The sequence below is a fragment of the Syntrophorhabdus sp. genome (assembly GCA_012719415.1).
Taxonomy (GTDB): Bacteria; Desulfobacterota; Syntrophorhabdia; order Syntrophorhabdales; family Syntrophorhabdaceae; genus Delta-02.
In genome coordinates this window covers 1-21,202 of the sequence record JAAYAK010000056.1, presented here as the reverse complement: position 1 = coordinate 21,202, position 21,202 = coordinate 1, and the positions used below count along the sequence as shown (strand labels likewise).

Genomic DNA, 21,202 nt, shown 5'->3' with positions numbered 1-21,202 from the left:
GACCTGCGACCTGCGACCTGTGACCTGCAACCTGCGACCTGTGACCTGTGACCTGCGACCTGCGACCTGTGACCTGCAACCTGCGACCTGTGACCTGTGACCTGCGACCTGCGACCTGTGACCTGCAACCTGCGACCTGTGACCTGTGACCTGCAACCTGCGACGCGATTGACACCTCCGGTGGCAAGAGCATAGAATAAGCCATGCTGAAGATCGGCGATATCGAGCTTCCCGTTCCCGTCATGCTTTCTCCCATGGCGGGGGTGAGCGATCTGCCGTTTCGTCTCATCACGCGGTCCTTCGGGTCGCCCCTTGCCTTCACGGAGATGATAGACATCAATGCCATTTCCCACAAGGACAGAAGGACCACTCACATGCTCAGCTCTTCGCCCGATGACAGGCCCCTGGGCGTGCAGTTCCTGGGGAACAGTCCGTCGCAGATACCGCTCGCGCTGGAGAGACTCTCCATGCACGCCTGCGACCTCATCGATTTCAACGCGGCCTGTCCCTCTCCGAAGGTCACGCGCAAGGGGAAAGGCGCCGCCCTCATGACGGACCCGAAAAGGCTTCGCGATATCCTTTCCGTACTGGTGCGGTCGACTCCGCTGCCGGTCGCCGTCAAGATCCGTGCCGGATGGGACGCCGGTTCCGTCAACGCCCGGGACGTGGCGCTCTATGCCCGGGATGCCGGCATCAGCGCCCTGTTCATACACGGAAGGACGAGGGAGCAGGGGTACAGCGGGGCCGTCGACTACGGGGTTATCAGGGAGGTCAGGAAGGCCCTCGACATCCCCGTCATAGCCTCGGGAGACAACCTGTCCGTCGACAGGGTCCGCAGGATGTTCGCCGAGACCGGCTGCGACGGCGTGGCCATCGCGCGCGGGGCCCTCGGCAACCCCTGGATATTCAGGGATGTCATGAGCTTCTTTCACGACGGGACGGTGCCGCCGGGGCCCGACGTTGCCGAACGTGCCGCCGTCATGAAGCGCCACCTCGACCTGTGCGTCTCGCACTGGGGGGAGAAGAGGGGCGTCGGTATCTTCCACAAGTTCTTCATCTGGTACACGAGGGGTCTTTCGGGCCTGCGGCCCCTTCGTGACAGGGCCTTCAGAACGGGCACGAAGGAAGGCCTCATCGAGGTGATCGACGAACTCGCGCAAAGACCTCCGGGACGCGGCCGGCCTGCGGGAAAAGGCGCGGTCGGCGCTCGTGGCTCTGGTGTCTCAAATTGTCTTGACTGACCTGCCGGGGGCTGGTAGCATTGACCATATTTTCCTGAGTTCCATTATCAAGGGAGGAGACATGTTCCGTTACGGAGAACGCACGGTCACGGGCGGAAGGGTGCGTCCGGCATGGTTCGCGCTGAGGGTTGCCGTCGTCATGGCTGCTGCGCTCGTCCTTTCCGGCTGTATCGACGATACCATATCCGTCACGGTGAAGCCCGACGGGAGCGGTACCATCGAAGAGACCGTTCTCATGGGCAACGAGTTCATAGAGATGATGCAGGAGATGAGCAAGGGCCTCGGCGAGGAAGGAAAGGACAAGACCGGGCAGACGTCCGCCCGGGATGACGCGAAGAAGCACGATGACGTCGTGGCGGGGATGATGGAGAAGGCGCGGAACAGTGCAAAGGATCTCGGAGAAGGGGTCCGCCTCGTCTCCGTGAAGCCGGCGAGGTCGGATTCGGCCAGCGGCTATACCGCGGTGTACGCTTTCAAGGATATCGGCAAGGTCATGCTGAATCAGAACCCGGGGAGCAAGACGCCCCTTAGCGATGCGGACAAGGAGAAAGACAAGGCCGGGGACGCCGGGAGCAAGGATACCCCCGGCAAGGACAGGATACGTTTCGTTTTTACAAAAGGGTCTCCGGCCAGGCTCGCCGTCCACATGCCTCCCCCGAAGCCGGCGGAGAAGGATGAAAAGGAAAAGACGGCGCCGAAGGAGCCGGCAAAGGACGACCCCAATGCCATCGAGATGATGAAGGCCATCTTCAAGGGCATGAGGGTCAGCATCGTTCTCGCTGTTGATGGTGATATCGTGAAGACGAACGCAACCCATCGCTCGGGTCGGAACATCACCCTCATAGAGATGGATTTCGGCAGGCTCCTCAACCATGCGGAGCTTCTCAAGAAGATCGACAGGGAAAAGCCGCAGTCCCTGGAGGAAATGAAGACGGCGCTGAAGAGCATCGAGGGAGTCAAGCTGGAATTTGAGGACCCCGTCGTCATCGACTTCAAGTGACGGCCCAATTCCTTGACTTTGCACTGGCAAACCATTAATTTAAGGATTGGTTTTAAAACAATCGCACAGGAGGCTTGAGCCAATGGTCAGGGCAAAATTGTGGTTCCGGTGTGCGGCGATGCACGATCCCGTGACTCCCATGGTCGCCCAGCCCTCGCTTGTCGGATGGGAGGCGAAGAGGCGCAGGGTGGACCTGACGATCGAGAGGTCTTTCAACGGGGAAGAGTTGGTCAGGCGCATGAAGGGATGGGTGACCACGGACCCGAAGGAGGTCATCGAGGTGGTCAGGAAGTACGGCCGGCTCAAGATCCTCGACGACCGCGAACTCGTGATCGAGGCGGATAGGGAAGAGGACGTGGAGAGCCTCAACAGGGAGCTCGCCGAGGTCTTCGGCGGCGAGGTCGATGTGGAGATAGTGAAAAGGTCGCGGTGAGCGGCCTCGTGCCGTCCCCCCATGCGGGACCGGGAAGAATGAACGCTTTTTTATGAAACACATCAGGAACTTCAGCATAATCGCGCACATCGACCACGGCAAATCGACCCTGGCCGACCGTCTGATCCAGTACACGAAGCTCGTTGATGACCGGCAGTTCCGGGACCAGATGCTCGACACCATGGACATCGAGCGGGAACGGGGCATCACCATCAAGAGCCAGACCGTCGATCTGCCCTATGTCGATGACAGGGGAGAGGAATATGAGCTCAACCTCATCGATACGCCGGGACATGTCGATTTTTCCTACGAGGTGTCGCGGGCGCTCGCGTCCTGCGAGGGGGTGCTCCTCCTTGTCGACGCCTCTCAGGGTGTCGAAGCCCAGACGCTGGGGAACCTCTACGCGGCGCTGGAGCACAACCTCGTCATCATCCCCGTCATCAACAAGATCGACCTTCCCGTGGCTGACGTGGGGCGTGTGAAGACAGAGATCGACAACGAGCTCGGGCTCGACCCGGACACGGCGATACTCTGTTCGGCAAAGGACGGCACCGGCATCGAAGACATCCTGCGCGCCATCGTGGACAGGATACCGCCGCCGACGGGGGATGCCGAAAAACCCCTGACGGCGCTTATCTTCGACGCGCACTACGATTCCTTTCGCGGCACGATAGTGAGCTGCCGCGTCTTCGACGGCACCGTGAGGCAGGGGGACACGATCCGGCTCATGTCCCAGGGAACCACGTACCGCGTCGAAGAGGTCGGCGTCTTTCGGATCAACCGCGAGCCGCAGAAGGAGCTGTCGGCAGGGGAGGTCGGCTACATCATAGCCGGGATAAAGACGGTGAGCGATACGAGGATCGGGGAAACGGTCACCCTCGATGCGCGGCCGGCGCCGCAGCCTCTTCCCGGCTTCAAGGACGTCAAGCCCGTCGTCTTTTCCTCCATCTATCCCATCGCGTCCGATGACTACCAGTCACTCCTCGAGGCGCTGGAGAAGTACAAGCTCAACGACGCTTCCCTCGTCTATCAGAAGGACTCTTCGGCGGCCCTCGGCCAGGGGTTCCGCTGCGGATACCTGGGTCTTTTGCACCTCGAGATCGTACAGGAGCGGCTCGAAAGAGAGTTCGACCAGTCCATCATCATGACCGCGCCGAGCGTGCAGTACCGTTTCCATCTCGACGACGGCACGGTGCTCGACGTCGACAATCCCCTCTATTATCCTGACCCCGGAACGATAAAGTCATCGGAGGAACCTTTCATCCGTGCCAGCATCCTCATACCCGAGCGATATGTCGGGGCCGTGATGAAGCTTTGCATGGAACGGCGGGGCGTCAATTCGCACATGAGCTATCCGACGCCGGGGCGCGTGGAGATAACCTTCGACATGCCTCTCGCCGAGGTCATCTTCGATTTCTATGACAGGCTCAAGAGCATCACCCAGGGGTACGGTTCCTTTGACTACGAACTCATCGATTATCGCGAAAGCAGTCTCGTGAAGCTCGATATCCTCGTGAACGGAGAGAAGGTGGATGCCCTGTCCATTCTCGTCCATCGCGACAGCGCCCGGGACAGGGCCGTCAGGATCTGCGACCGTCTCAAGGACGAGATACCGAGACAGCAGTTCAAGATAGCCATACAGGGTGCGATCGGGGGGAAGATCATATCCCGCTCGACCATCTCGGCGTACCGCAAGGATGTTACGGCGAAGTGCTACGGCGGTGACATCACCCGCAAGCGGAAGCTCCTGGAAAAGCAGAAAAAGGGCAAAAAAAGGATGCGCATCGTCGGCAACGTCGAGATTCCCCAGAGCGCCTTCCTCGCCGCCCTCAAAACTGACGATGAATAGGACGGGTCACCCCGGCCTCTACGTCCACGTGCCTTTCTGCAAGACAAAGTGCCCCTACTGCGATTTCTACTCTGTACTGGGAACGGAGCATGCCGGAAAATGGCTGAAGGCTGTTCTCGGGGAGGCATCCCTCAACAGCCCGGAATTTCCCCGGTTCGACTCACTCTACATCGGGGGCGGGACCCCGTCGCTTCTCGATGACGATGAGGTCGAGGGTCTGATAGCGGGTCTTCGTGGTGTCTTTCGGTTCGATGACACGACGGAGGTGACCATCGAACTCAACCCGGACGATGTGACGAAGGAGAAGCTTGCCCTGTACCGTTCACTTGGGGTGAACCGTGTCAGCCTTGGTGTCCAATCCTTCGACGGCGATGAGGTCCGCTTCCTGGGGAGGCGTCACAGCGGCCGGCAGGCTGAAGAAGCCGCCCGGCTTGTGGCGGAGGCGGGCTTCGCCGAATTCGGCATTGATCTCATCTATGGATTGCCGGGTCAGACCGTTCGGTCGTGGCGAAAGACGCTGCGTTTGGCTCTTTCCTATGGGCCTGCTCACCTGTCCTGCTACCAGCTTACCGTGGAGGGTGACACGCCCTTCTCCCGGCTGGCCCGGGAGGGGGGGCTCGCTCTTCCCGATGACGCGAGGGCGGCGAAGCTCTTTCTTGGCATGTCGGAGTACGTTACGGGACAGGGTTTCGTGCATTACGAGGTCTCCAATTTCGCGCGTGGGGAACAAAGCGTTTCACGCCACAACGTCAAGTACTGGCAGCACACACCCTATCTCGGCCTTGGGCCGTCCGCTCATTCTTTCTCCGGAAGAAGAAGATGGTGGAACCATCGCAATCTCGATGCGTACCTCGGTCAGTTGAACAGCGGTTCTTTTGCTGTGGAGGGCTCGGAAACGCTTTCCGAAGAACAGATGCGTCTTGAACGTCTCCTTTTCGGTTTCAGGACGATGTGGGGGGTGGAGCTGAAGGAATTGTCCGGAAAGGGTTGCGCGAACCGCCTGGAAGATCTCCAACAGAAGGGTTTTGTGGAAGTCCGTGGCGAGAGGATAGTCACGACCCTCACAGGTTACCTCTTTGCGGACAGGCTTCCATTAATGGTTTCCGAATAGCAGTTTACCGGAACAATTTTTTTATTGACAAAGATTTCGTAATACATTATCATAACTCAAGCTATGTTAAATAATTCACATATCTTAGACGGGAATAGCTTGAAATCAACGGTGTTTACGATTGGCCCGAATTCAGTGTGTGAAACAAAAGGGAGTTTTTTGGCGATAACGTGCATTATTTCACATAGCATCACTTAACGCGAAATTCACCTCCACAAGCTTCTCATAATAACCCCCCTTCCCCCTGGCACCCAACCAGGGGGTTTTTCTTTCCTTTACAACCACCGAGTTTTGTTGTAATCTCTACACGCAAAATGGACGTTTCAAGCGCAGACATGTACACGGGCGGGCTCATCGGGATGATCCTCTCGGCGGGACCGATGGCGAAAGCCGTGATGGTTATTCTTTTCTTCTTTTCCATCGTCGCCTGGACCATCATATTCATGAAGTATCGCCAGTACAGCAGGACGGAGGCCGAGGGCGACCGGTTCTTCAAGGCCGTAAAGGAGGCCGATTCCTTCAAGAAGCTCATCTCGGTGTACCGGGACAGCCAGGACAACGCCTTCTACCGCCTTGTACTAGCATGTTATAAGGAAGTGACCTCGAGACAGAAGGACAACCCCGGCAGGATCCGGAGGGAGGATATCCCCGCCATCGAGGACATGCTCAGGATCGCCATATCCGATGAATCGGTCAAGCTTGAACGGAGGCTTTCCTTCCTTGCCACCACGGCAAACACCGCGCCGTTCATAGGTCTTTTCGGAACCGTCTGGGGCATCATGGATTCCTTTCGTGAAATTGGTGTGCGGGGCACAACGAGCCTTGCCGTCGTGGCGCCCGGCATAAGCGAGGCGCTTATCGCCACGGCCCTGGGCCTGGCTACCGCCATACCAGCGGTTCTCGCATACAACTACTTCCTGGGAAGGCTCAAGAGGATCCTCTCTCGCATGGAGAATGCCGCGATCTACCTGGTGAATATCCTGGAGAAATGAAAACACGGGGCGATTCAAAGGGGCCGCTGTCGGAGATCAACGTCATTCCCCTCGTTGACGTCATGCTTGTGCTCCTCATCGTCTTTATGATAACGGCGCCCATGATGCAGCACGGTCTGGGCATCGACATCCCCAATGTGACGGCGAAGGCCCTTCCCGCCAAGGACGAGCCGCAGATCCTGAACATCACGAAGGACCAGAGGCTTATTCTCAACGAGAAAAAGATCGAAGCCAGGGACCTCAAGGCTGCCATACAGTTTCTCTTCGCCAACAAGGACAAGAAGGAGATATTCCTTCGCGCCGATAAGGATGTGCCCTACGGGTTCGTTGTGAGGTGCATGGGGACCATCAGGGAAGCCGGTGTCGACAAAGTGAACATAGTAACGAAGCCGCTGGATAGAAATGAGTGAAGAAGCCTGGACCAAAATGCTTGTTATATCGTTGGCCCTTCACATCATCGTGCTTGGCGTCTTTTCCATACCCATAAAATTCCCCTCCAGGAAGATCGACCTGTCCTCCGCGTATTCCGTCAACCTCGTGGGCAGCACGGGCAGCCTCGGAGGCGGATCGGCCGGGCCGAAGGCCGCGGTGCAATCGAAGCCCGAGCCGAAGCCCGATAAACCCGCACCGGTCGTCAAGGAAAAAAAGGCCCCGCCAAAGAAGCCGCAGCCGATCCAGAAAGAGGATGACGCCGTTTCCCTTTCCAAGAAAAAGGTCCCTCCGAAGACGAAGGCAACGAAGGAAGAGGTTGACCGGCTCGAAGAACGGATACGCAATATCAGGAAGAAGACGGATTACATAGACGTCGCCAAGGCCGGATCGGGCGGCTCCGGCAGAGGCACGGGTGCAGGCATGGGATTGCCCGGGACGGGCGGCGGTTCCGGCGCACCCCTTGATCCCGCGTTGCAGAAGTATCTTCTCGACGTTTACGAGAAGATAAAGAATGCCTGGAACGTTCCCGGCACGGCAAAAAGGGAACTGGAGACGATCGTCACGATCAAGGTGAGAAAGGACGGGCGCATCACCGATATCAACATCGAAAAACGCTCGGGCAACAGGGTATATGACGAATCCGTGCTTCGCGTCCTGAGGGCGGTGGAGCCGCTGCCCACCATCCCGCAATCCCTCAACGCCGATTCCCTGGAGATAGGGTTCCGGTTCGTTCCCGGAGGGATCTCGTGACGGTCCTGCAGAGCATCCTTATGGGTGCCGTGCAGGGCATAACGGAGTTTCTCCCCATCAGCAGCTCCGCCCATCTTATCGTCATCCCCTGGTTCTTCAATATCTCCCAGGGCAACATCAACCCGCTGACATATGATGTCATGCTCCACTTCGGGACACTCTTCGCCGTTATCCTCGTCTACGGCAAGAAGTTCTTCCGTGTCGTCATCGAGGGTCTTGTCGACTTTCGGGATGGCCGGGGCACGGATTCCATGCTCTTCAAAATGGCCATAGCCACCATCCCCGCGGTGGTCGCGGGTTTTCTCGGGAAGGACATCATAGAGACCTACCTCAGGGCGCCGTTCGTAGCCGCCTTCATGCTTGCCCTCGTGTCCATCCTCATGATCCTGTCCGAGAGGATCAACATCGAGAGGAGCGAGCTGACCATGCCCATCGCCATCGCGATAGGCGTGGCCCAGGCCGTCGCCCTCGTGCCCGGCACGTCACGAAGCGGTGTTACCATCACCATGGCCCTGCTTCTTGGTCTCAAGAAAAGCGAGGCCGTCGATTTTTCTTTTATGCTGTCCATACCCATCATCCTTGGGGTGTCGCTCTACGAAATGCGGCACGTCCACTTTCAGGGGGACGGGGTGTCCCTCTATGCCATGGGCATGCTTTCGGCCTTCGTCTTCGGAGCGGCCAGCCTCAAGTTCCTCATCGGGTACCTGAAGGGGCACACTCTCGATATCTTTGCCTACTACCGCATCGGCCTCGCCCTGGTCATCCTCGTCTTCTCCCTTGTCCCCCGCGTTTGACATCGGCGATCTGCCGCTTTACACTATGGCCATGGATGAGGACGATAAGGACAGGGACGCGAAGACCATCGAAAGTGGTTTTGTTCGTTATGACCCCGACAACCTTCCCTGCATGAAACTCTGTATCTGTGACATCATCCGGGAACTGCCCGAGCTGACCCCCGAAGACATTGCCAGGTTCAAAGACAGATAGAGCATCCTCGGGGCGCAGTCCCCTACCGCCCGGCGAGCTTCGAGCGACAACGCCGGACATGGTCTCGTTCCGGCAGGAGGTCCTGGAGTTCTACAGGCGCAACAGGCGCACCTTCCCCTGGAGGGAGAACATAACGCCATACAGGGTGGTCGTCTCGGAGATCATGCTTCAGCAGACCGGGGTTGAAAGGGTGAGGGAGAAGTATGAGCCTTTTGTCCGATCGCTGCCGGATTTCGCGTCCCTCGCAGCCGCGCCCCTGACGGACATAATGACGGCCTGGCAGGGCCTCGGTTATAACCGCAGGGCACTGTCGCTCAAGCGCCTTGCGGGGGTGGTGATGGAGAGGCATTCGGGCAGACTTCCCCGGGACCGGGGGCCGTTGCTCGACCTGCCGGGCGTCGGTGAGGCCACGGCGGGGGCCATAATGGCCTTCGCCTTCAATATGTCAGCGGTGTTCATTGAAACGAATATCAGGCGCGTCTTCATCCACCACTTCTTCCCCGGTGGGACGGAGGTCTCGGACCGGCAGATCATCCCTCTCGTCGAAGCGGCCCTCGACCCGTCGAACCCCCGGGATTGGTACTACGCCCTGATGGACTACGGGTCGTCGCTGGGAAGGGGCGGGTCCAATGCGAACAGGAGGAGCGCGCACTATTCAAAGCAGACCTCCTTCACCGGTTCCGACAGGGAATTGAGGGGAGAAGCGATCAGGGGGCTCCTCGCGCGCGGCCTCCTATCCGTCGAGGACATCGCCGCGGCCACGGGCCGCGACGCGGACCGGCTGGCGTCAGTGCTCGACACCATGGTCGGGGAGGGCCTTATTGTCCGGGAAAGGGGGGGCTACCGGATAGCCTGAGCCATGGCCGCCGCAGGGTCACCGATGGCCCTGAGCATTCCGTAATATACGACAAAGAATACAACGTGGAGCGCAAGCTGCTCGAGCCAGGTCAGCGATCCCGCTTTGTTGCCGAGAAGACCCTGCCCGGCGGTGGGCAGGGCGATAAAAAGCATGGAGAGCCAGAGGAACAGAACGTAGAGGGCCACGAGGGCGGGTGAAAGTGTATCAAGGTTCACGAACCGGGCCGCCACCGGGTAGATTGCGCCGAACACCCCGCTTGTCACGAGGTGCATGGGAATGCCGGCGGCGTACAGGGCCATCGAACTCTCCTTCACGCCGAACGTTCTCAGGAGAAAGCTCCCGTCGACCATGAACATGCTTGACCTGAAGAGCCGCGATCGGGCGGCCAGGTCGGACACAATGCCCATGACGACGCCGGCCGCAACACCGGCCAGAAACCCGGCAAACCCTTGCATGATGGTTCCTGACATCGTATGATCACCTCCACGGTTCGGAAATACCTCTTTCAAGTATAGCCTGTCACGGGGCAAAATCACCCTTTTTCTTGGACCGTCAAGGTATGGGGGAAAAGCGGGTGCCTGGCGCTTGGGAGCGAATTCTTTACGGACATTTGTAATTTCAAGCAGTTATGCCTTGATGCTTGACAAAAGGTCAATTGTGTATATCTTAATGGGACGTGGTATAGATCTTGAGATACCCAGTCTGGTAGAAAAAGGAGTGCTTATGTTCGATGTAACAGAAAAAGCCGGCGAGGTGATCAGGAAGCTCCTCGAAGGGAAAGGAGAACCCCAGTCGGTCAGGATAATGATGACCGAGGGCGGTTGATCGGGGCCCTCATTGGGCATGGCCCTGGATGGGCCGTTAGCGAGCGATGAGACATTTACGGAGAAGGGAGTCAAGTTCATCATTGATAAGGGTCTCTATGAAGAGGCAAAACCCATCAGCATTGATTTCGTCGAGTCCCCAATGGGCTCGGGTTTTCTTCTGAAATCGGCATTGTCGGGCAAGGGTGGTGATTGCTGCGCGTCGAGTTCAGGCGGCTGCGGCTCCGGCTGCAGCGGTTAAGAGGTCTGCGAGACAAGGGGCCGGGCTTTCGCGCGGCCCCTTTCCACATATGGCCGGTCAAGACCGTCACGATGCTCGCCGGTCATTTACTCTGGTATGATCTGTTCTTCGTGATGGTCCTGGCCGTCGCCTTTCCCTGGCTCATCAGGTATTGAACGGTTACGCGGTCGCCTTCCCGGATGCGGTCGACTGTTTTGTATCCCGTGAGCTTCGCCCCGCCGATGTCGAAGGTCATCCCCGCCTTCATCGATTCCACGACCATCGTCATCCCCAGGACATTGACCGATGTCACCCTGCCGGTGAACCTCTCGGTCTTCTGCCCCTTCTGCGGTTTGGGAGTGAGCGCGAAGACCTGGGAGGAGACGGCGAGGAACGCCGCCACCACAAAAAGAGAAATGATCACCTTTCTCATTATCGACCTCCTTCGGTTTGCGTGACCCTAAATCGGGTCGGGTCCATGACCTTCGTTCCATGGCGGCATACCTTGAAGAGAAGTGGGCCCGCGTAGCAGGCGTGCCGTCCTGTTCCCGGCACCTTCATCCCGAACTCTATCTTTCACACATGGTTCCTCAACATCAGTTCCACGGGATGGGGGTTCAGGAAATACTGCTCCTTCAGGTATGGTTTGTCGTATTTCCGCACATAATGGTTGAGGAGCGTGACGGGTACCACGAGCGGTATCAATCCCCGGTGGTACCTGTCGATCACCTCGAGAAGCTCTTTTTTCTCGTCGGCACTCAGCTCCTTCTTGAAGTAGCCCGCGATGTGATGGAGAGCGTTGGTGCTCTTCCGGCTTGTCGCGATCAGGCGAAGCCCGTCCATCAGGGTTTCGATATACGCATCGCCAAGGTCCTTCCCATACCGCTTCGCGTTGCCGACGAGCCTGCCCAGCGCCGACAGGTGTTTCGGGCTGTGCGCCATGACAAGGAGTTTATGGCGCGCATGGAACTCGACGAGACCCCCGAGCGAGCCCTTGCTTTTCGTGAACTCTCGCCATCTTTCGAAGACAAAGACGCGCTCGATGAAATTCTCCCGCAGCCCCGGGTCGTGCAGCCGGCCCTCATCCTCCACGGGTACGAGGGGGAACCTCTTCATGAAGGCCGCCGCGAAGATGCCCACCCCCCGGTGGACGGGCGGGCCCGAGCCGATGTAGACTTTGACACCCCGCATGCCGGAACTCGGAGATTTGGTCTTGAAGATATAGCCTGAGAGCTCCTGCCGTGCCAGTTCATCAAGCTTCACCTCAGCCCATTTCTTCATTGTCGCGGTATGGTCGATGCCTGTCCTGATCGTCACCAGTCGGGGATCGTCAACGCTGCCGGCAAGATGCATGGCCTCCCGGGGAACAGGCAGGCCGCATTCAACCTCGGGGCAGACGGGGACGTAGTCAAAAAATTGCCCCAGGGTGTCGGTTATGTATCGGTCCTGTTTGTGCGCACCATCGTAGCGGACCTTCCGCCCCAGAAGGCACGCGCTTACACCCATCCGTATCTTTCCCGGGGAGTTTTCCCGCAAACCCTTGTCGTTCCCTGCCATTGACGCTCCTTATCCTTATAATCCTAATCGCCATCATCGTGCAAAGCAAGAGGTTTTGAAGACCTTCTTCCCCACCGGCCCCTGCGGGACCCTTCATCCCCGGGTGTGTTCTGCCGAAACGCCCGCAAATGGCACATAACTTGCTAAAATATCCATGTGGTGTCATGAAAGCGCAGGTCAGGGAGATCAGGGACAGGTTCGACAGGTTGAAGATGACCCTTCACGAGATCCTGCCCATCATCGATATGACCCTCGGCGATCACGGGGAAAGAAGGACCGCCCTGTCCCCCTATGAGATCTTTGACGGGGTGAGCGGGCTCATCGACAGGACCGTGCACGGCTGCGGGATCGGACGTTTCAAGCCGAAGGGAGGCAGACACCCTTTTCATACCTTCGAGATCCACACGGAGGGAGGGGACATTCTGGGTTACCTGAACATGGTCTATTCACGCAAACCCATCCCCTGCTATTACCTCGTCTACGTGGAAGTCCTGGTCCACTTCCGCGGAAAGGGCCTGGGGTGCAGCATCCTCAGGGCCTACAAGGAATTCGCGGAAAGCAGGAAGGCCGTGGCGCTTCTCGACAACATCATCCCGCCCGATGACCCGACGTACAACACCTATGCCGGGCTCGGCTGGGAGCCCGTCGAGAGATTGATCGGCGACAGCCTGATCACTGAAAAGGGGCACTACATGGCCTTCGTCCCCGAATCGGTCAGGACGGCGGACGTGCGGTGCGATCTCAAGAAGGTCCTCTTCAAGGTCATGAAGAAGAGACCCGTGATCGACATGTACGACAACGAGTCGATGGTGAAGCGGACCATCGACGAGTTCCGGTTCCTCTACAAGGCCCTCGAGAGGCTCTTCGCGGAGGAGCTCTCGAAGGGGACGTCGACTCCCCTTATGTGTTTCATGTTCACTAAATTCGTGACGAAGATGCTCGGGTTCAGAAGGCGCATCTCCACTCTGCTGGGATACACGGGCGGGGAATCCCTCGATCAGATTCACATTTCCGACGAGGTCAGGTCCCTTCCCCTCCAGAGTTTTTCCCTGTGGGGCCTCGGGGAGGACTGGCGGGAGGTCTGGAGCGAGGATGAGTCCTTGCTGAGGCTTGTGGAGAGGCTGCTCCGGGAACCCTTGAGCCGCATCGAGGACCTGCCCCTGTACCGGCGTCCCTACCTGGTGGAAGGAGTCGAGGCGACAAGGGTGGAGCGGCATGGTGATCTCACGATCGCCGACATTCTCGAGCTGGGATTCGACCCGACGAAGCTCAAGGAACTCCATCACGAGGGCGTGGACTACATGGTGGAACGTGTCTCCGGCAGTTTCCTGTCAGCCACGGAAAGGAAGAGGGAGTTCCTGCCGAGGATCGCGGGGGAGTTCTCGGGTCTGCGTTTTCGGGGGGCCAGCGTCTCCATCAACCCTCCCCAGGCGATCATGCGGGAAAAGGGGAACATATACATCCTCTACAGGAAGGTGGGCGGGATACATATCGAGGAGGCCCTTGACCAGCTGAGGACATCCTCCCGCCTGAAGGAACTCAATCGCGCCGCGGGGATCGATCGCGCCATGATAGCAACCGTCAACGAGGTGAGCGACAGGCTCCTCGCGACCTTTGGCTCCCGGATGAGGGAGCAGATCGAGAACCTCGTCTACTTCGTGCCCTGGGATCTGAAGGAAAACAGACCCGACATCATAGTCGATATCGCCGGCGTCTTCCTCGGCACCATCTGGATCTTCTAGAAAAACTCCCTGTTCCATTCCAGAGACAAAGGAAGGTCTCAGGAATAAGACAGGAACGTGCGTCACACGTGAACCGCGCTGGCCACCAATTGTGCCAGAGGCCTATCCCCTTTCGCGGCATTTTCTCCGGCGACCTGAGACCTGCAACCTGCGACCGTTCTAAAACTTTCCCCCCAGTGTTCCCGCGTAGCCGGTGAGCTCCACGTACCCTTCGACGGTCACCTCTTTCCCTCGCGACGTTCCTTTCCCGTCGACTGCCCCCTCCCAGTAGGTGATGCCCGTCGAGGCGGTTGTGACGAGTTCCTGGTCGGCGATGAGGGGTCTTATTGTAACATCTATGGCGGCGGCGGGGATCCTGATGCGCCATGCCGCCGGGTAGCGGCCGGCCGTTTTCGCGCTCTTCCAGTAGGAGAGGATATCTGTTTGCATCTCCCCGAGGGAGAGGTACCGCGATGTGCCGCCACGTTCGACAAGGGTGCCCGAGGACTCCCTCTCAAAGGTGCCATCCTTTTTACGCAGGTAGTAGACCATAAGGTCGCGGCCGTCGCTTAAGTGCAGGGCGAACCAGTCCCAGCCGGCCTGCTGAGGCGACAGCTGGTTGGAGCCGAACTCCTGGTCGAACCAACTCCTTCCCTTGACAGCCACGGGGCCGTTCATGCCGGGCGCTCTAAGGGTGCCGCGTGTGTTGAGGTCCGTAAAGGAGTAGTAGTACGAGGCCTGCCCCGGCAGAGGGCCTTTCCTGCTGAGCCCCTGCCGGCCGTGGAGGACGGGAGGCTTCTCGGGTGCGAGCTCAAGCTGGAGATCCATCCCGTCATGAGCGGCGGTGATGATTATCCGGCCGTCCTTCATGCGGGCCGACCAGTTGAGGACGTGGACGTCCATGACATCCGTTCTTGCCCCGGCGAGACCCGGTCCCTTGCGTGACATACGGTCGCGCCAGTGGAAGCCGCCCCCCGACACGTCGGTGATGGCGAAATGCGCCAGGTGAACGTCCCGCACGGACCAGGGGTTTGAGGGGTTCTTTGCATTGAGCGCGAGGCCGTAGCGAAAGAAGGTGAGCTGGTATCCGTATCTCCTTCCCTCGTTGTCAGCCAGGTTCCCGGTGAAGTACCACCATTCGGTCCTGTAGTCCGGATGGCTGCCATGGTCGCGGGGAAAGGACCATCGCCGCGCCGCCTCGGCCTGCCTCCATCCCTGCCCGAAGAGCTCCCGGGGCAGACAGGCGAAGAGGGAACACAGAAGGACAAAGCCGAGAAGACAGGTGAAGGAGATGGATAAAAGGGTGGGCCGGGTCTCCATCTTTCTCATTCCTCCCTGATCTGCATGACGGGGTACCTGCGGATCACCGACCATACCGGGTACGCGCAGGCGGCCACGCTGGCCGCGAGTGCTGTCAGGCCCGTCACGAGGTAGGGACGCGCCGTGAAATGGTAGAAGATGGTCCAGTTGAAGCTCTCGAGATTGATGACCTTGATGAGGATGAGGGCGAAGACGGTCCCCACGATCACGCTCATCAGGAAGCTTACGAGCCCGAGCCCCAGGCTCTCGGCGATGGTCATGCGCGCCACGTCACCCGTGGTGAACCCCAGGGCGCGATAGACTCCGAATTCCTTCTGCCGCTCCACGAAAAGGGTCATCAGCGCGCCCGCTATCCCGAAAAAGGCCACGATGACGGCGAGGACACGCATGGAACGCGTGACGGCGAAGGTGCTGTCGAAGATGTCGAGTATCCTCCCGTGGAACTCTTCCCGGGTGGCGAAGGGCAGGCCGAAGGACCGGGCCCGGCGTTTCACCTCTTCGATGATCCGTGCGCGATCGGGATTTCCCTCATCGATGAATATACCCAGGCTGTTGATGGTCCTGTCACCGAAGAGCCTGAGGTACAGGGAGCGGTCCATCATGATGACCCCGTGCTCTGAGGCGTAATCGTAGTAGACGCCTGCCACGAGAAACTCCGCGGGTTCGCGGGCCGTCTCGATGGTGATCCGCGCGCCCTTTCCGACCTTGAAGCGCCGGGAGAAACTTTCGGAAACGATGACGTCACCCCTCTTCACCAGGTCCCAGCTGCCGTCATCTCCCTCGAGCCAGCCGAACCGGTCGTATCGCTCGAGGACCGAGGCGTCTATGGATGTGATCGATGCCGGTCTTCCATGGAAGGTTATGGGGACATTGCGGAAGACGTCTATTCCTCCGATACCCGGCATGGCCTTCAGTTCCTCGTAGAGTTCTTCCGGGACGTTAACGTCGGCCTTCGTCGAGATGTACAGGTCGCCCCGGAGCTGGCTGTCCATCCACCACACGAGGGACCGGCGAAAACTGTCGATCATGGACCCGAGGCCGATGGACATGGACAGGGCGATCATGAAGGCGGCCACGGCGACGGAGGTCCGCCCCAGGTTCTCCCTGATGCTGCCGATCGCTATTTTGCCGGCAAGCCCCATGGCGCGGGAGAAGAGACGTTTCATCCCGGGAGTGGCAACGACGATGACGAAGCCCGCGAAAAAACTCGCACCGAGAAGAAAGGCGAAGGCCCCCGCGAAACCAACGTACGCGTGGAGGAAAGACAAACCGAAAAGAATGAGGGCGAGGGCGAGGCATGCGGCTCCGAAGAGGGCGATCATCCTCATCCTCTTCGATGAGCCCCGTATGGCCGTCCTTCCCCTGAGGGCGTGGACGGGCCGGACACGGCGGAGTTCCATGAGCGGCGGCAGGGAGCCCACGATGCTCGCGGCTGAGCCGAGGAGTATCCCGCCCACCAGGTTCGAGGACGACCAGGGAAGCGGCGAGGGCCTCAGGAAAAAGTAGAGAGTGCTTATGGTGCCGCCCACGATCTCGACAAGCACCTTGCTCAGGAGGTAGCCGAGGACCCCTCCGAGTGCGCCTCCTGCCACTCCGAGGAGAAGGACCTCGACGAGAAAGGCGCCGGCCACCTGTTCTCTGGACGCGCCGATGGCGAGCAGTATCCCGGCGTCTCTGCGCCTGCTGACAACGGCGAACATGGCCGTGTTGTATATGAGGAAGATGCCCACGAAGAGGGCGAAGAGCGACAGCGCCTCAAGATTGAGCTTGAAGGCGCCGAGCAGGGCCGACAGGTTCCGGGCCTTCTGGGTGTTGGATTCGATGGTGAAGCCTGTTGCCCATCGCTGCCGGAACGCTTCTTCATCGGTGACGACAAGGTCGGCGCGGTCGACGTGACCTCTCATGCGGAAGAGCTCCTGGGCATGTCCCACATCGATGATCATGAGGGGTTCTCCGGAGGGATTGGAGAAGACGTGCGCGACCTTCAGGGGCCCCTGCAGTGTAGAGATGGTGCTGCCCGCTGAAAGGTTGAGGTCCCTTGCCATGTTTTCGTCCACAAGGACTGCCCGGGGATCGAAAAGGAACGACGAGAACATTCCCTCCGTCCCGCCGTCACCGCTGGATGCGCCTATCCGGGCCGTGATGGAGCGGACGTTCCTGTCCAGGAATGGATCAACGCCCAGCATGCGGACCTGTTCCCCTCCCGTGAGCCGCACCTTCCGGTCGATGACCGGTGCGAAGTGCCTCACCGCCGGATCGTTCATGATGCCGGTGAGCACCGTCTCCTCCATCGGTCCCGCGGGTCGCGCGATCGTGTGGGTTGTCCCTCCCTGCAGGAAATCGACGGCGCTTCCCAGGCTCTGAAGGGCCGAGCGGGAGGCGAGCGTCATCCCCACCGCGGCGGCCACCCCCAGGGCTATGCCGAAAAGCTGGAGCATGCTGAGACTCTTCCGCCGTCTGAGGTGGCGCAGGAATGACCGGATGATGCCTCTCACGGGGCGAGGCCCTCACAGGAGGTTTCCTCGAACACCCTCCCGTCGGTCATCCTGAGGACCCTGTCGGCGTACTCGCATGTGTTCAGGGCGTGGCTCACCATGATGAGGGTGGCACCGGCGTCGCGGCAGCGGTCGGTCAAAAGGGTGAGTATCTGCACCCCCGTCGCGGAGTCCAGGTTTCCTGTCGGTTCGTCGGCGAGGATGATGGGAGGTTTCTTGACGAGGGCGCGGGCTATGGCGACACGCTGCTGCTCCCCGCCGGAAAGCTCATGGGGGAACCGGTGCTCCTTGCCGGTAAGGCCCACGAGGCCCAGGGACTCACGGGCGAGCCGCTCGTCGGGGCGACCCGCGAGTTCCAGGGAGAGGAGGACATTCTCCTGTGCCGTGAGCGTCGGCAGGAGATTGAAGAACTGGAAGACGAAACCAAGCTTGTGGCGGCGGAGCAGGGTCCTGCCTTTTTCTCCCAGGGTGGCGAGGTCCTCGCCCTCGATCTCGATCCGCCCCCGCGTCGGCTCATCGAGTCCCGCCAGCAGATTGAGAAGAGTTGTCTTCCCGGAGCCGCTTTTCCCGAAGAGGGCCACGATCTGGCCCTTTTCGATGTCGAGGTCGACACCCCTCAAGGCCATCCCGTCGTGACCCTCCGTTTCGTACTGTTTCCACAGGTCGTACGTCCGTATTATCGAAGATGCGCTGTTCATCCGGGGTTTTTCCACCTATCCTTTTTGCACATCAAATATATGTCGCGAGATCAAGAATGTCCAAGCCCCTTTTCCTTTTCCGGCGGCAGGAATATCTCGAAAGGCGTGTACGGGACGAGGAGCAGATCGTGGGGTTCACCGATCTCTTCGCCCTTGAGGAGCCCCAGCTCCTCAAGGCAGGGAAAGCTGACCCCGGTGGCCTTGCAGACCCGCGGTTTCAGGGGTTCGTGGAATATCTCGAGGCGCCGCAGGCTTCCCCGCGCGGGATAGAGACCCACCGCGGGGTCCATGAGGTAAAGGAGGGCCCTGTCGACGTTCGGGAAGGGGTCAAGGCCGGTTACGCCCGGGGCGGTCTCACAGGCCGTGATCGTGAACCGCCCGCGCCAGACTCCCTCCACGCGATAGCTGTCGTAATGCCCCGCGTCGCCGGTGTCCGCTGTGATCTCGAAGGCGCAGTGCTCCACGGGCATGCCCGAGAGCATCCGGTACATGAAGGTGATGAAGCGTCCGCTGATACCGCACCTGATGAAATAGACGGCCGTTCCGCCCGTCCGCGGGTCGATGACATAGGTCCTTATGTTGACCTGATCGAAAGGGATCGGTGGGGCGGGGACGTGAAGGGCCTCCCTGGTGTTGCCCTTGAAGATGACGAGAGAAAGGAAGCCGTTGCTACCGTCCGCGGTCGCCGGCACGAGGCCGCGGGGGACCATCCGCGCTATCCGCTCCGCGGGGAGGAGATAGGAGACATAAAGCATGTCCCTGAGTGCCATCACAACCGAAGGAGCGCGCCTTCCACCCATGATAGTGAAACTATACCGTCAGGACCGGTATAAGGCAATGAAAAGGAAAAGGGGGCCGGCGCCCTATCCCTTTCTGAAGTCGAGGAGGACCTTGAGGTTGTTGCGGTTCCGTGCCGCAGCGAAGGCCTTCTTTGCCTCTCCCGGGGGAAATACCGCCGAGATAAGAGGCCTGACATCGACAAGGCCCCGGGCGAGCGCTTTCAGGGCGGGCTTGAAGGGACCGCAGCGGGACCCGATGACGGTTATCTCGTCTATGACAAGGGGAGCAAGGTTGATGGGGGTGCCATGGGCCACGGTGCTCTTGAGGACGATAATACCCCGCGGTCTCGTGAGCATCATAGCGGTCTCAAAGGCTTGAGCGCTGCCCGTTGCCTCGACGACGACGTCGTACGTGCCGCCTGCCGGCAGGTCCTTTGCCAGTGTCACCGGGACGCCCTGGTCCCTGGCGATCCCGAGCTTTGAGGGGTGCTTTCCCGCCAGGGTCAGTCGTGCCCCCGTGAGTTTGAGCACGAGGGCTGAGAGGAGGCCCAGCTTCCCGTCGCCGAGAACGAGCACTCTGTCGGACGGACCTATCCGGACCTGCTCGAGTATTTCGAAGGCCGCCGCGAGTGGTTCGGTGAAGACGGCCTCTTCGTCGCTCAGTCCCTCGGGTATCTCGTGAAGGTTCCCGGCGGGAAGCGTCATGTATTCCGCGAACGCGCCGTCCCTTCCCAGTATGCCTATGGTCGTCCTGTGGGGACAGTGCTTTTCAAGACCCCCGAGGCAGAGGTCGCACCGGCGGCAGCCGCAGTTTATCTCGCCGACAACACGTTTCCCGACGAGCCTGCCCGCCCTGCCGCCCTGCCCCTCGATGACGCCGGTGAACTCGTGACCGATGATCCCGCGAAACCCGAGGTACCCCTTCGTTATCTCCATGTCCGTATTGCAGATGCCTGCCATGGCGATCCTGATAAGGACCTCGCCGCGTGCGGGGACCGGTTTGGGCCTGTCGCCGGTCAGCCTCAGGCGTCCGTCGAAGACTATCGCTTGCATCCTACTTTTCCCTCCTGTGCTTGTCGATGAACCAATCTATGAGCGATCGGGAGATGCTCAGTTTGTCCGGTATCTTCGGCAGGTCGTCCGCGGCGAACCACCGTGCGTCGGCTATCTCGTCGTTGTCCGCGGCGATCTCACCGGCCGCCCAGGAGGCCGTGAAGCCTATCATGAGGGAATCGGGGTAAGGCCAGGGCTGGCTGCCGAAGTAGCGGATATCGCTCACCTCCACGCCCACCTCTTCCCGGACTTCCCTGAGTACCGTCTCTTCCAGCGTCTCGCCGGGCTCCACGAAGCCCGCGAGAACGCTGTAGAGGTTCTCGGCAAATCTGCTCGCCCTCGCGAGGAGGACCTTTTCCTGCCTTTCCACGAGGACGATCACCGCCGGGGATATCCGCGGGAACATCGTGAAGCCGCAGGCCTCACACACCTTGGCGAGGATGGTCTCATGTCGTCCAAGCGGGGCCCCGCAGGCGCTGCAGAAGCGGCAGGTCCTGTCCCAGTTGAGGATGGCGAGGGCCCTGACGGCCATCTCATACCGGGTGTCGTTGAGGGTTCCGAAGAGCTTCCTGAGGCCCAGGTAAGCCATGCCCGGGGGAGGCTCGCTCTCGCCGGCAACGGTCAGCGCATGGCAATCGGCGCCATCGATGGAGCCGAGTCGATAGCCGTCCGCAAGGGACAGCCCGAGTAGCTCCGCGACGGACGTGTCGGGTATACCGGGCACACCCGATGACAGGTCGACAAGCAGTTTCGGGCCGTTGAGCAGGAAGACAAGGCCTGCATCGACAGTGTTGTTCATTGACGGTTCATTTCCTCCTTTCAACGGTGTATGATTCAATACTGCATGAGGCTGGGAAAGTCAAGAAGAAGACCGGACGCGG

The 21,202-nt window shown here is 59.7% G+C and carries 23 protein-coding genes; 14 read left to right on the top strand and 9 right to left on the bottom strand.

Going from position 1 to position 21,202, the window contains the following annotated elements:
* Positions 1–203 precede the first annotated feature (203 nt).
* The 11 genes from dusB to GXX82_03600 all read left to right on the top strand — a co-directional run bounded on the left by dusB (position 204) and on the right by GXX82_03600 (position 9,651).
* On the top strand, positions 204–1,241 hold the full coding sequence (gene dusB, locus GXX82_03650) for a tRNA dihydrouridine synthase DusB (GenBank protein ID NLT22120.1): 1,038 nt from the start codon (positions 204–206) through the stop codon (positions 1,239–1,241).
* Positions 1,242–1,302: 61 nt separating this feature from the next.
* Complete coding sequence (locus GXX82_03645) at positions 1,303–2,241, top strand: hypothetical protein (protein ID NLT22119.1); 939 nt, start codon at positions 1,303–1,305, stop codon at positions 2,239–2,241.
* A gap of 82 nt (positions 2,242–2,323) precedes the next feature.
* Positions 2,324–2,674, top strand: a complete 351-nt coding sequence (locus GXX82_03640; GenBank protein NLT22118.1) for a hypothetical protein — start codon at positions 2,324–2,326, stop codon at positions 2,672–2,674.
* A 52-nt stretch (positions 2,675–2,726) separates the two neighbouring features.
* Positions 2,727–4,523 carry an elongation factor 4 gene (lepA, locus tag GXX82_03635; protein ID NLT22117.1) on the top strand — a complete coding sequence of 599 codons (1,797 nt, stop codon included), beginning with the start codon at positions 2,727–2,729 and terminating at the stop codon, positions 4,521–4,523.
* Positions 4,516–5,634 (top strand): radical SAM family heme chaperone HemW, encoded by a 1,119-nt coding sequence (gene hemW / locus GXX82_03630; protein NLT22116.1) that lies wholly within the window; start codon positions 4,516–4,518, stop codon positions 5,632–5,634. The genes lepA and hemW overlap by 8 nt, the downstream gene beginning before the upstream one ends.
* Positions 5,635–5,969: 335 nt before the next feature.
* On the top strand, positions 5,970–6,626 hold the full coding sequence (locus tag GXX82_03625) for a Tol-Pal system subunit TolQ (protein NLT22115.1): 657 nt from the start codon (positions 5,970–5,972) through the stop codon (positions 6,624–6,626).
* Positions 6,623–7,036, top strand: coding sequence for an ExbD/TolR family protein (locus GXX82_03620; protein ID NLT22114.1), 414 nt, complete (start codon positions 6,623–6,625; stop codon positions 7,034–7,036). Before GXX82_03625 ends, GXX82_03620 begins: the two co-directional genes overlap by 4 nt.
* On the top strand, positions 7,029–7,808 hold the full coding sequence (locus GXX82_03615; GenBank protein ID NLT22113.1) for a TonB family protein: 780 nt from the start codon (positions 7,029–7,031) through the stop codon (positions 7,806–7,808). Before GXX82_03620 ends, GXX82_03615 begins: the two co-directional genes overlap by 8 nt.
* A complete protein-coding gene (locus tag GXX82_03610; GenBank protein ID NLT22112.1) occupies positions 7,805–8,602 on the top strand; it encodes an undecaprenyl-diphosphate phosphatase in 798 nt (265 codons plus the stop codon). The genes GXX82_03615 and GXX82_03610 overlap by 4 nt, the downstream gene beginning before the upstream one ends.
* Positions 8,603–8,633: 31 nt before the next feature.
* Positions 8,634–8,795, top strand: a complete 162-nt coding sequence (locus tag GXX82_03605; protein NLT22111.1) for a hypothetical protein — start codon at positions 8,634–8,636, stop codon at positions 8,793–8,795.
* Positions 8,796–8,853: 58 nt separating this feature from the next.
* Complete coding sequence (locus GXX82_03600; protein NLT22110.1) at positions 8,854–9,651, top strand: A/G-specific adenine glycosylase; 798 nt, start codon at positions 8,854–8,856, stop codon at positions 9,649–9,651.
* On the opposite strand, the gene GXX82_03595 is transcribed toward GXX82_03600, so the two are convergent.
* Positions 9,636–10,124 carry a hypothetical protein gene (locus GXX82_03595; GenBank protein ID NLT22109.1) on the bottom strand — a complete coding sequence of 163 codons (489 nt, stop codon included), beginning with the start codon at positions 10,122–10,124 and terminating at the stop codon, positions 9,636–9,638. The genes GXX82_03600 and GXX82_03595 overlap by 16 nt on opposite strands.
* 166 nt (positions 10,125–10,290) lie before the next feature.
* On the opposite strand from GXX82_03595, the gene GXX82_03590 reads away from it, so the two are divergent.
* Positions 10,291–10,479 (top strand): hypothetical protein, encoded by a 189-nt coding sequence (locus GXX82_03590; protein NLT22108.1) that lies wholly within the window; start codon positions 10,291–10,293, stop codon positions 10,477–10,479.
* A gap of 18 nt (positions 10,480–10,497) precedes the next feature.
* Positions 10,498–10,719 (top strand): hypothetical protein, encoded by a 222-nt coding sequence (locus tag GXX82_03585; GenBank protein ID NLT22107.1) that lies wholly within the window; start codon positions 10,498–10,500, stop codon positions 10,717–10,719.
* Between the two features lie 82 nt (positions 10,720–10,801).
* On the opposite strand, the gene GXX82_03580 is transcribed toward GXX82_03585, so the two are convergent.
* Together GXX82_03580 and GXX82_03575 are read right to left on the bottom strand one after the other, a co-directional pair.
* On the bottom strand, positions 10,802–11,131 hold the full coding sequence (locus GXX82_03580; protein NLT22106.1) for a hypothetical protein: 330 nt from the start codon (positions 11,129–11,131) through the stop codon (positions 10,802–10,804).
* Positions 11,132–11,274: 143 nt separating this feature from the next.
* Positions 11,275–12,255 carry a DUF523 and DUF1722 domain-containing protein gene (locus GXX82_03575; GenBank protein ID NLT22105.1) on the bottom strand — a complete coding sequence of 327 codons (981 nt, stop codon included), beginning with the start codon at positions 12,253–12,255 and terminating at the stop codon, positions 11,275–11,277.
* Between the two features lie 164 nt (positions 12,256–12,419).
* Here GXX82_03575 and GXX82_03570 point away from each other — a divergent pair, with 164 nt between their 5' ends.
* A complete protein-coding gene (locus GXX82_03570) occupies positions 12,420–13,997 on the top strand; it encodes a GNAT family N-acetyltransferase (GenBank protein ID NLT22104.1) in 1,578 nt (525 codons plus the stop codon).
* Positions 13,998–14,156: 159 nt separating this feature from the next.
* On the opposite strand, the gene GXX82_03565 is transcribed toward GXX82_03570, so the two are convergent.
* From GXX82_03565 to nudC, 6 genes are all read right to left on the bottom strand, one after another.
* Positions 14,157–15,305, bottom strand: coding sequence for a carotenoid 1,2-hydratase (locus GXX82_03565; GenBank protein NLT22103.1), 1,149 nt, complete (start codon positions 15,303–15,305; stop codon positions 14,157–14,159).
* On the bottom strand, positions 15,302–17,791 hold the full coding sequence (locus GXX82_03560; GenBank protein NLT22102.1) for an FtsX-like permease family protein: 2,490 nt from the start codon (positions 17,789–17,791) through the stop codon (positions 15,302–15,304). The genes GXX82_03565 and GXX82_03560 overlap by 4 nt, the downstream gene beginning before the upstream one ends.
* Complete coding sequence (locus GXX82_03555) at positions 17,788–18,489, bottom strand: ABC transporter ATP-binding protein (protein ID NLT22101.1); 702 nt, start codon at positions 18,487–18,489, stop codon at positions 17,788–17,790. Before GXX82_03555 ends, GXX82_03560 begins: the two co-directional genes overlap by 4 nt.
* 50 nt (positions 18,490–18,539) lie before the next feature.
* Positions 18,540–19,259, bottom strand: coding sequence for a hypothetical protein (locus GXX82_03550; protein NLT22100.1), 720 nt, complete (start codon positions 19,257–19,259; stop codon positions 18,540–18,542).
* Positions 19,260–19,352: 93 nt separating this feature from the next.
* Positions 19,353–20,321 (bottom strand): alcohol dehydrogenase catalytic domain-containing protein, encoded by a 969-nt coding sequence (locus tag GXX82_03545; GenBank protein ID NLT22099.1) that lies wholly within the window; start codon positions 20,319–20,321, stop codon positions 19,353–19,355.
* 1 nt (position 20,322) lies between these two features.
* Complete coding sequence (gene nudC, locus GXX82_03540; protein NLT22098.1) at positions 20,323–21,120, bottom strand: NAD(+) diphosphatase; 798 nt, start codon at positions 21,118–21,120, stop codon at positions 20,323–20,325.
* Between the last annotated feature and the right edge of the window lie 82 nt (positions 21,121–21,202).

Bases quoted from the DNA above. Each gene is read 5' to 3' on its own strand.
- dusB (NLT22120.1), top strand. From the start codon at position 204: ATGCTGAAGATCGGCGATATCGAGCTTCCCGTTCCCGTCATGCTTTCT.
- GXX82_03550 (NLT22100.1), bottom strand. From the start codon at position 19,259: ATGGCACTCAGGGACATGCTTTATGTCTCCTATCTCCTCCCCGCGGAG.
- GXX82_03605 (NLT22111.1), top strand. From the start codon at position 8,634: ATGGATGAGGACGATAAGGACAGGGACGCGAAGACCATCGAAAGTGGT.
- nudC (NLT22098.1), bottom strand. From the start codon at position 21,120: ATGAACAACACTGTCGATGCAGGCCTTGTCTTCCTGCTCAACGGCCCG.
- GXX82_03545 (NLT22099.1), bottom strand. From the start codon at position 20,321: ATGCAAGCGATAGTCTTCGACGGACGCCTGAGGCTGACCGGCGACAGG.
- GXX82_03555 (NLT22101.1), bottom strand. From the start codon at position 18,489: ATGAACAGCGCATCTTCGATAATACGGACGTACGACCTGTGGAAACAG.
- GXX82_03570 (NLT22104.1), top strand. From the start codon at position 12,420: ATGAAAGCGCAGGTCAGGGAGATCAGGGACAGGTTCGACAGGTTGAAG.
- GXX82_03585 (NLT22107.1), top strand. From the start codon at position 10,498: ATGGCCCTGGATGGGCCGTTAGCGAGCGATGAGACATTTACGGAGAAG.
- GXX82_03615 (NLT22113.1), top strand. From the start codon at position 7,029: ATGAGTGAAGAAGCCTGGACCAAAATGCTTGTTATATCGTTGGCCCTT.
- GXX82_03620 (NLT22114.1), top strand. From the start codon at position 6,623: ATGAAAACACGGGGCGATTCAAAGGGGCCGCTGTCGGAGATCAACGTC.
- GXX82_03590 (NLT22108.1), top strand. From the start codon at position 10,291: ATGCTTGACAAAAGGTCAATTGTGTATATCTTAATGGGACGTGGTATA.
- GXX82_03565 (NLT22103.1), bottom strand. From the start codon at position 15,305: ATGAGAAAGATGGAGACCCGGCCCACCCTTTTATCCATCTCCTTCACC.
- GXX82_03640 (NLT22118.1), top strand. From the start codon at position 2,324: ATGGTCAGGGCAAAATTGTGGTTCCGGTGTGCGGCGATGCACGATCCC.
- hemW (NLT22116.1), top strand. From the start codon at position 4,516: ATGAATAGGACGGGTCACCCCGGCCTCTACGTCCACGTGCCTTTCTGC.
- GXX82_03595 (NLT22109.1), bottom strand. From the start codon at position 10,124: ATGTCAGGAACCATCATGCAAGGGTTTGCCGGGTTTCTGGCCGGTGTT.
- GXX82_03575 (NLT22105.1), bottom strand. From the start codon at position 12,255: ATGGCAGGGAACGACAAGGGTTTGCGGGAAAACTCCCCGGGAAAGATA.
- GXX82_03625 (NLT22115.1), top strand. From the start codon at position 5,970: ATGTACACGGGCGGGCTCATCGGGATGATCCTCTCGGCGGGACCGATG.
- lepA (NLT22117.1), top strand. From the start codon at position 2,727: ATGAAACACATCAGGAACTTCAGCATAATCGCGCACATCGACCACGGC.
- GXX82_03645 (NLT22119.1), top strand. From the start codon at position 1,303: ATGTTCCGTTACGGAGAACGCACGGTCACGGGCGGAAGGGTGCGTCCG.
- GXX82_03600 (NLT22110.1), top strand. From the start codon at position 8,854: ATGGTCTCGTTCCGGCAGGAGGTCCTGGAGTTCTACAGGCGCAACAGG.
- GXX82_03580 (NLT22106.1), bottom strand. From the start codon at position 11,131: ATGAGAAAGGTGATCATTTCTCTTTTTGTGGTGGCGGCGTTCCTCGCC.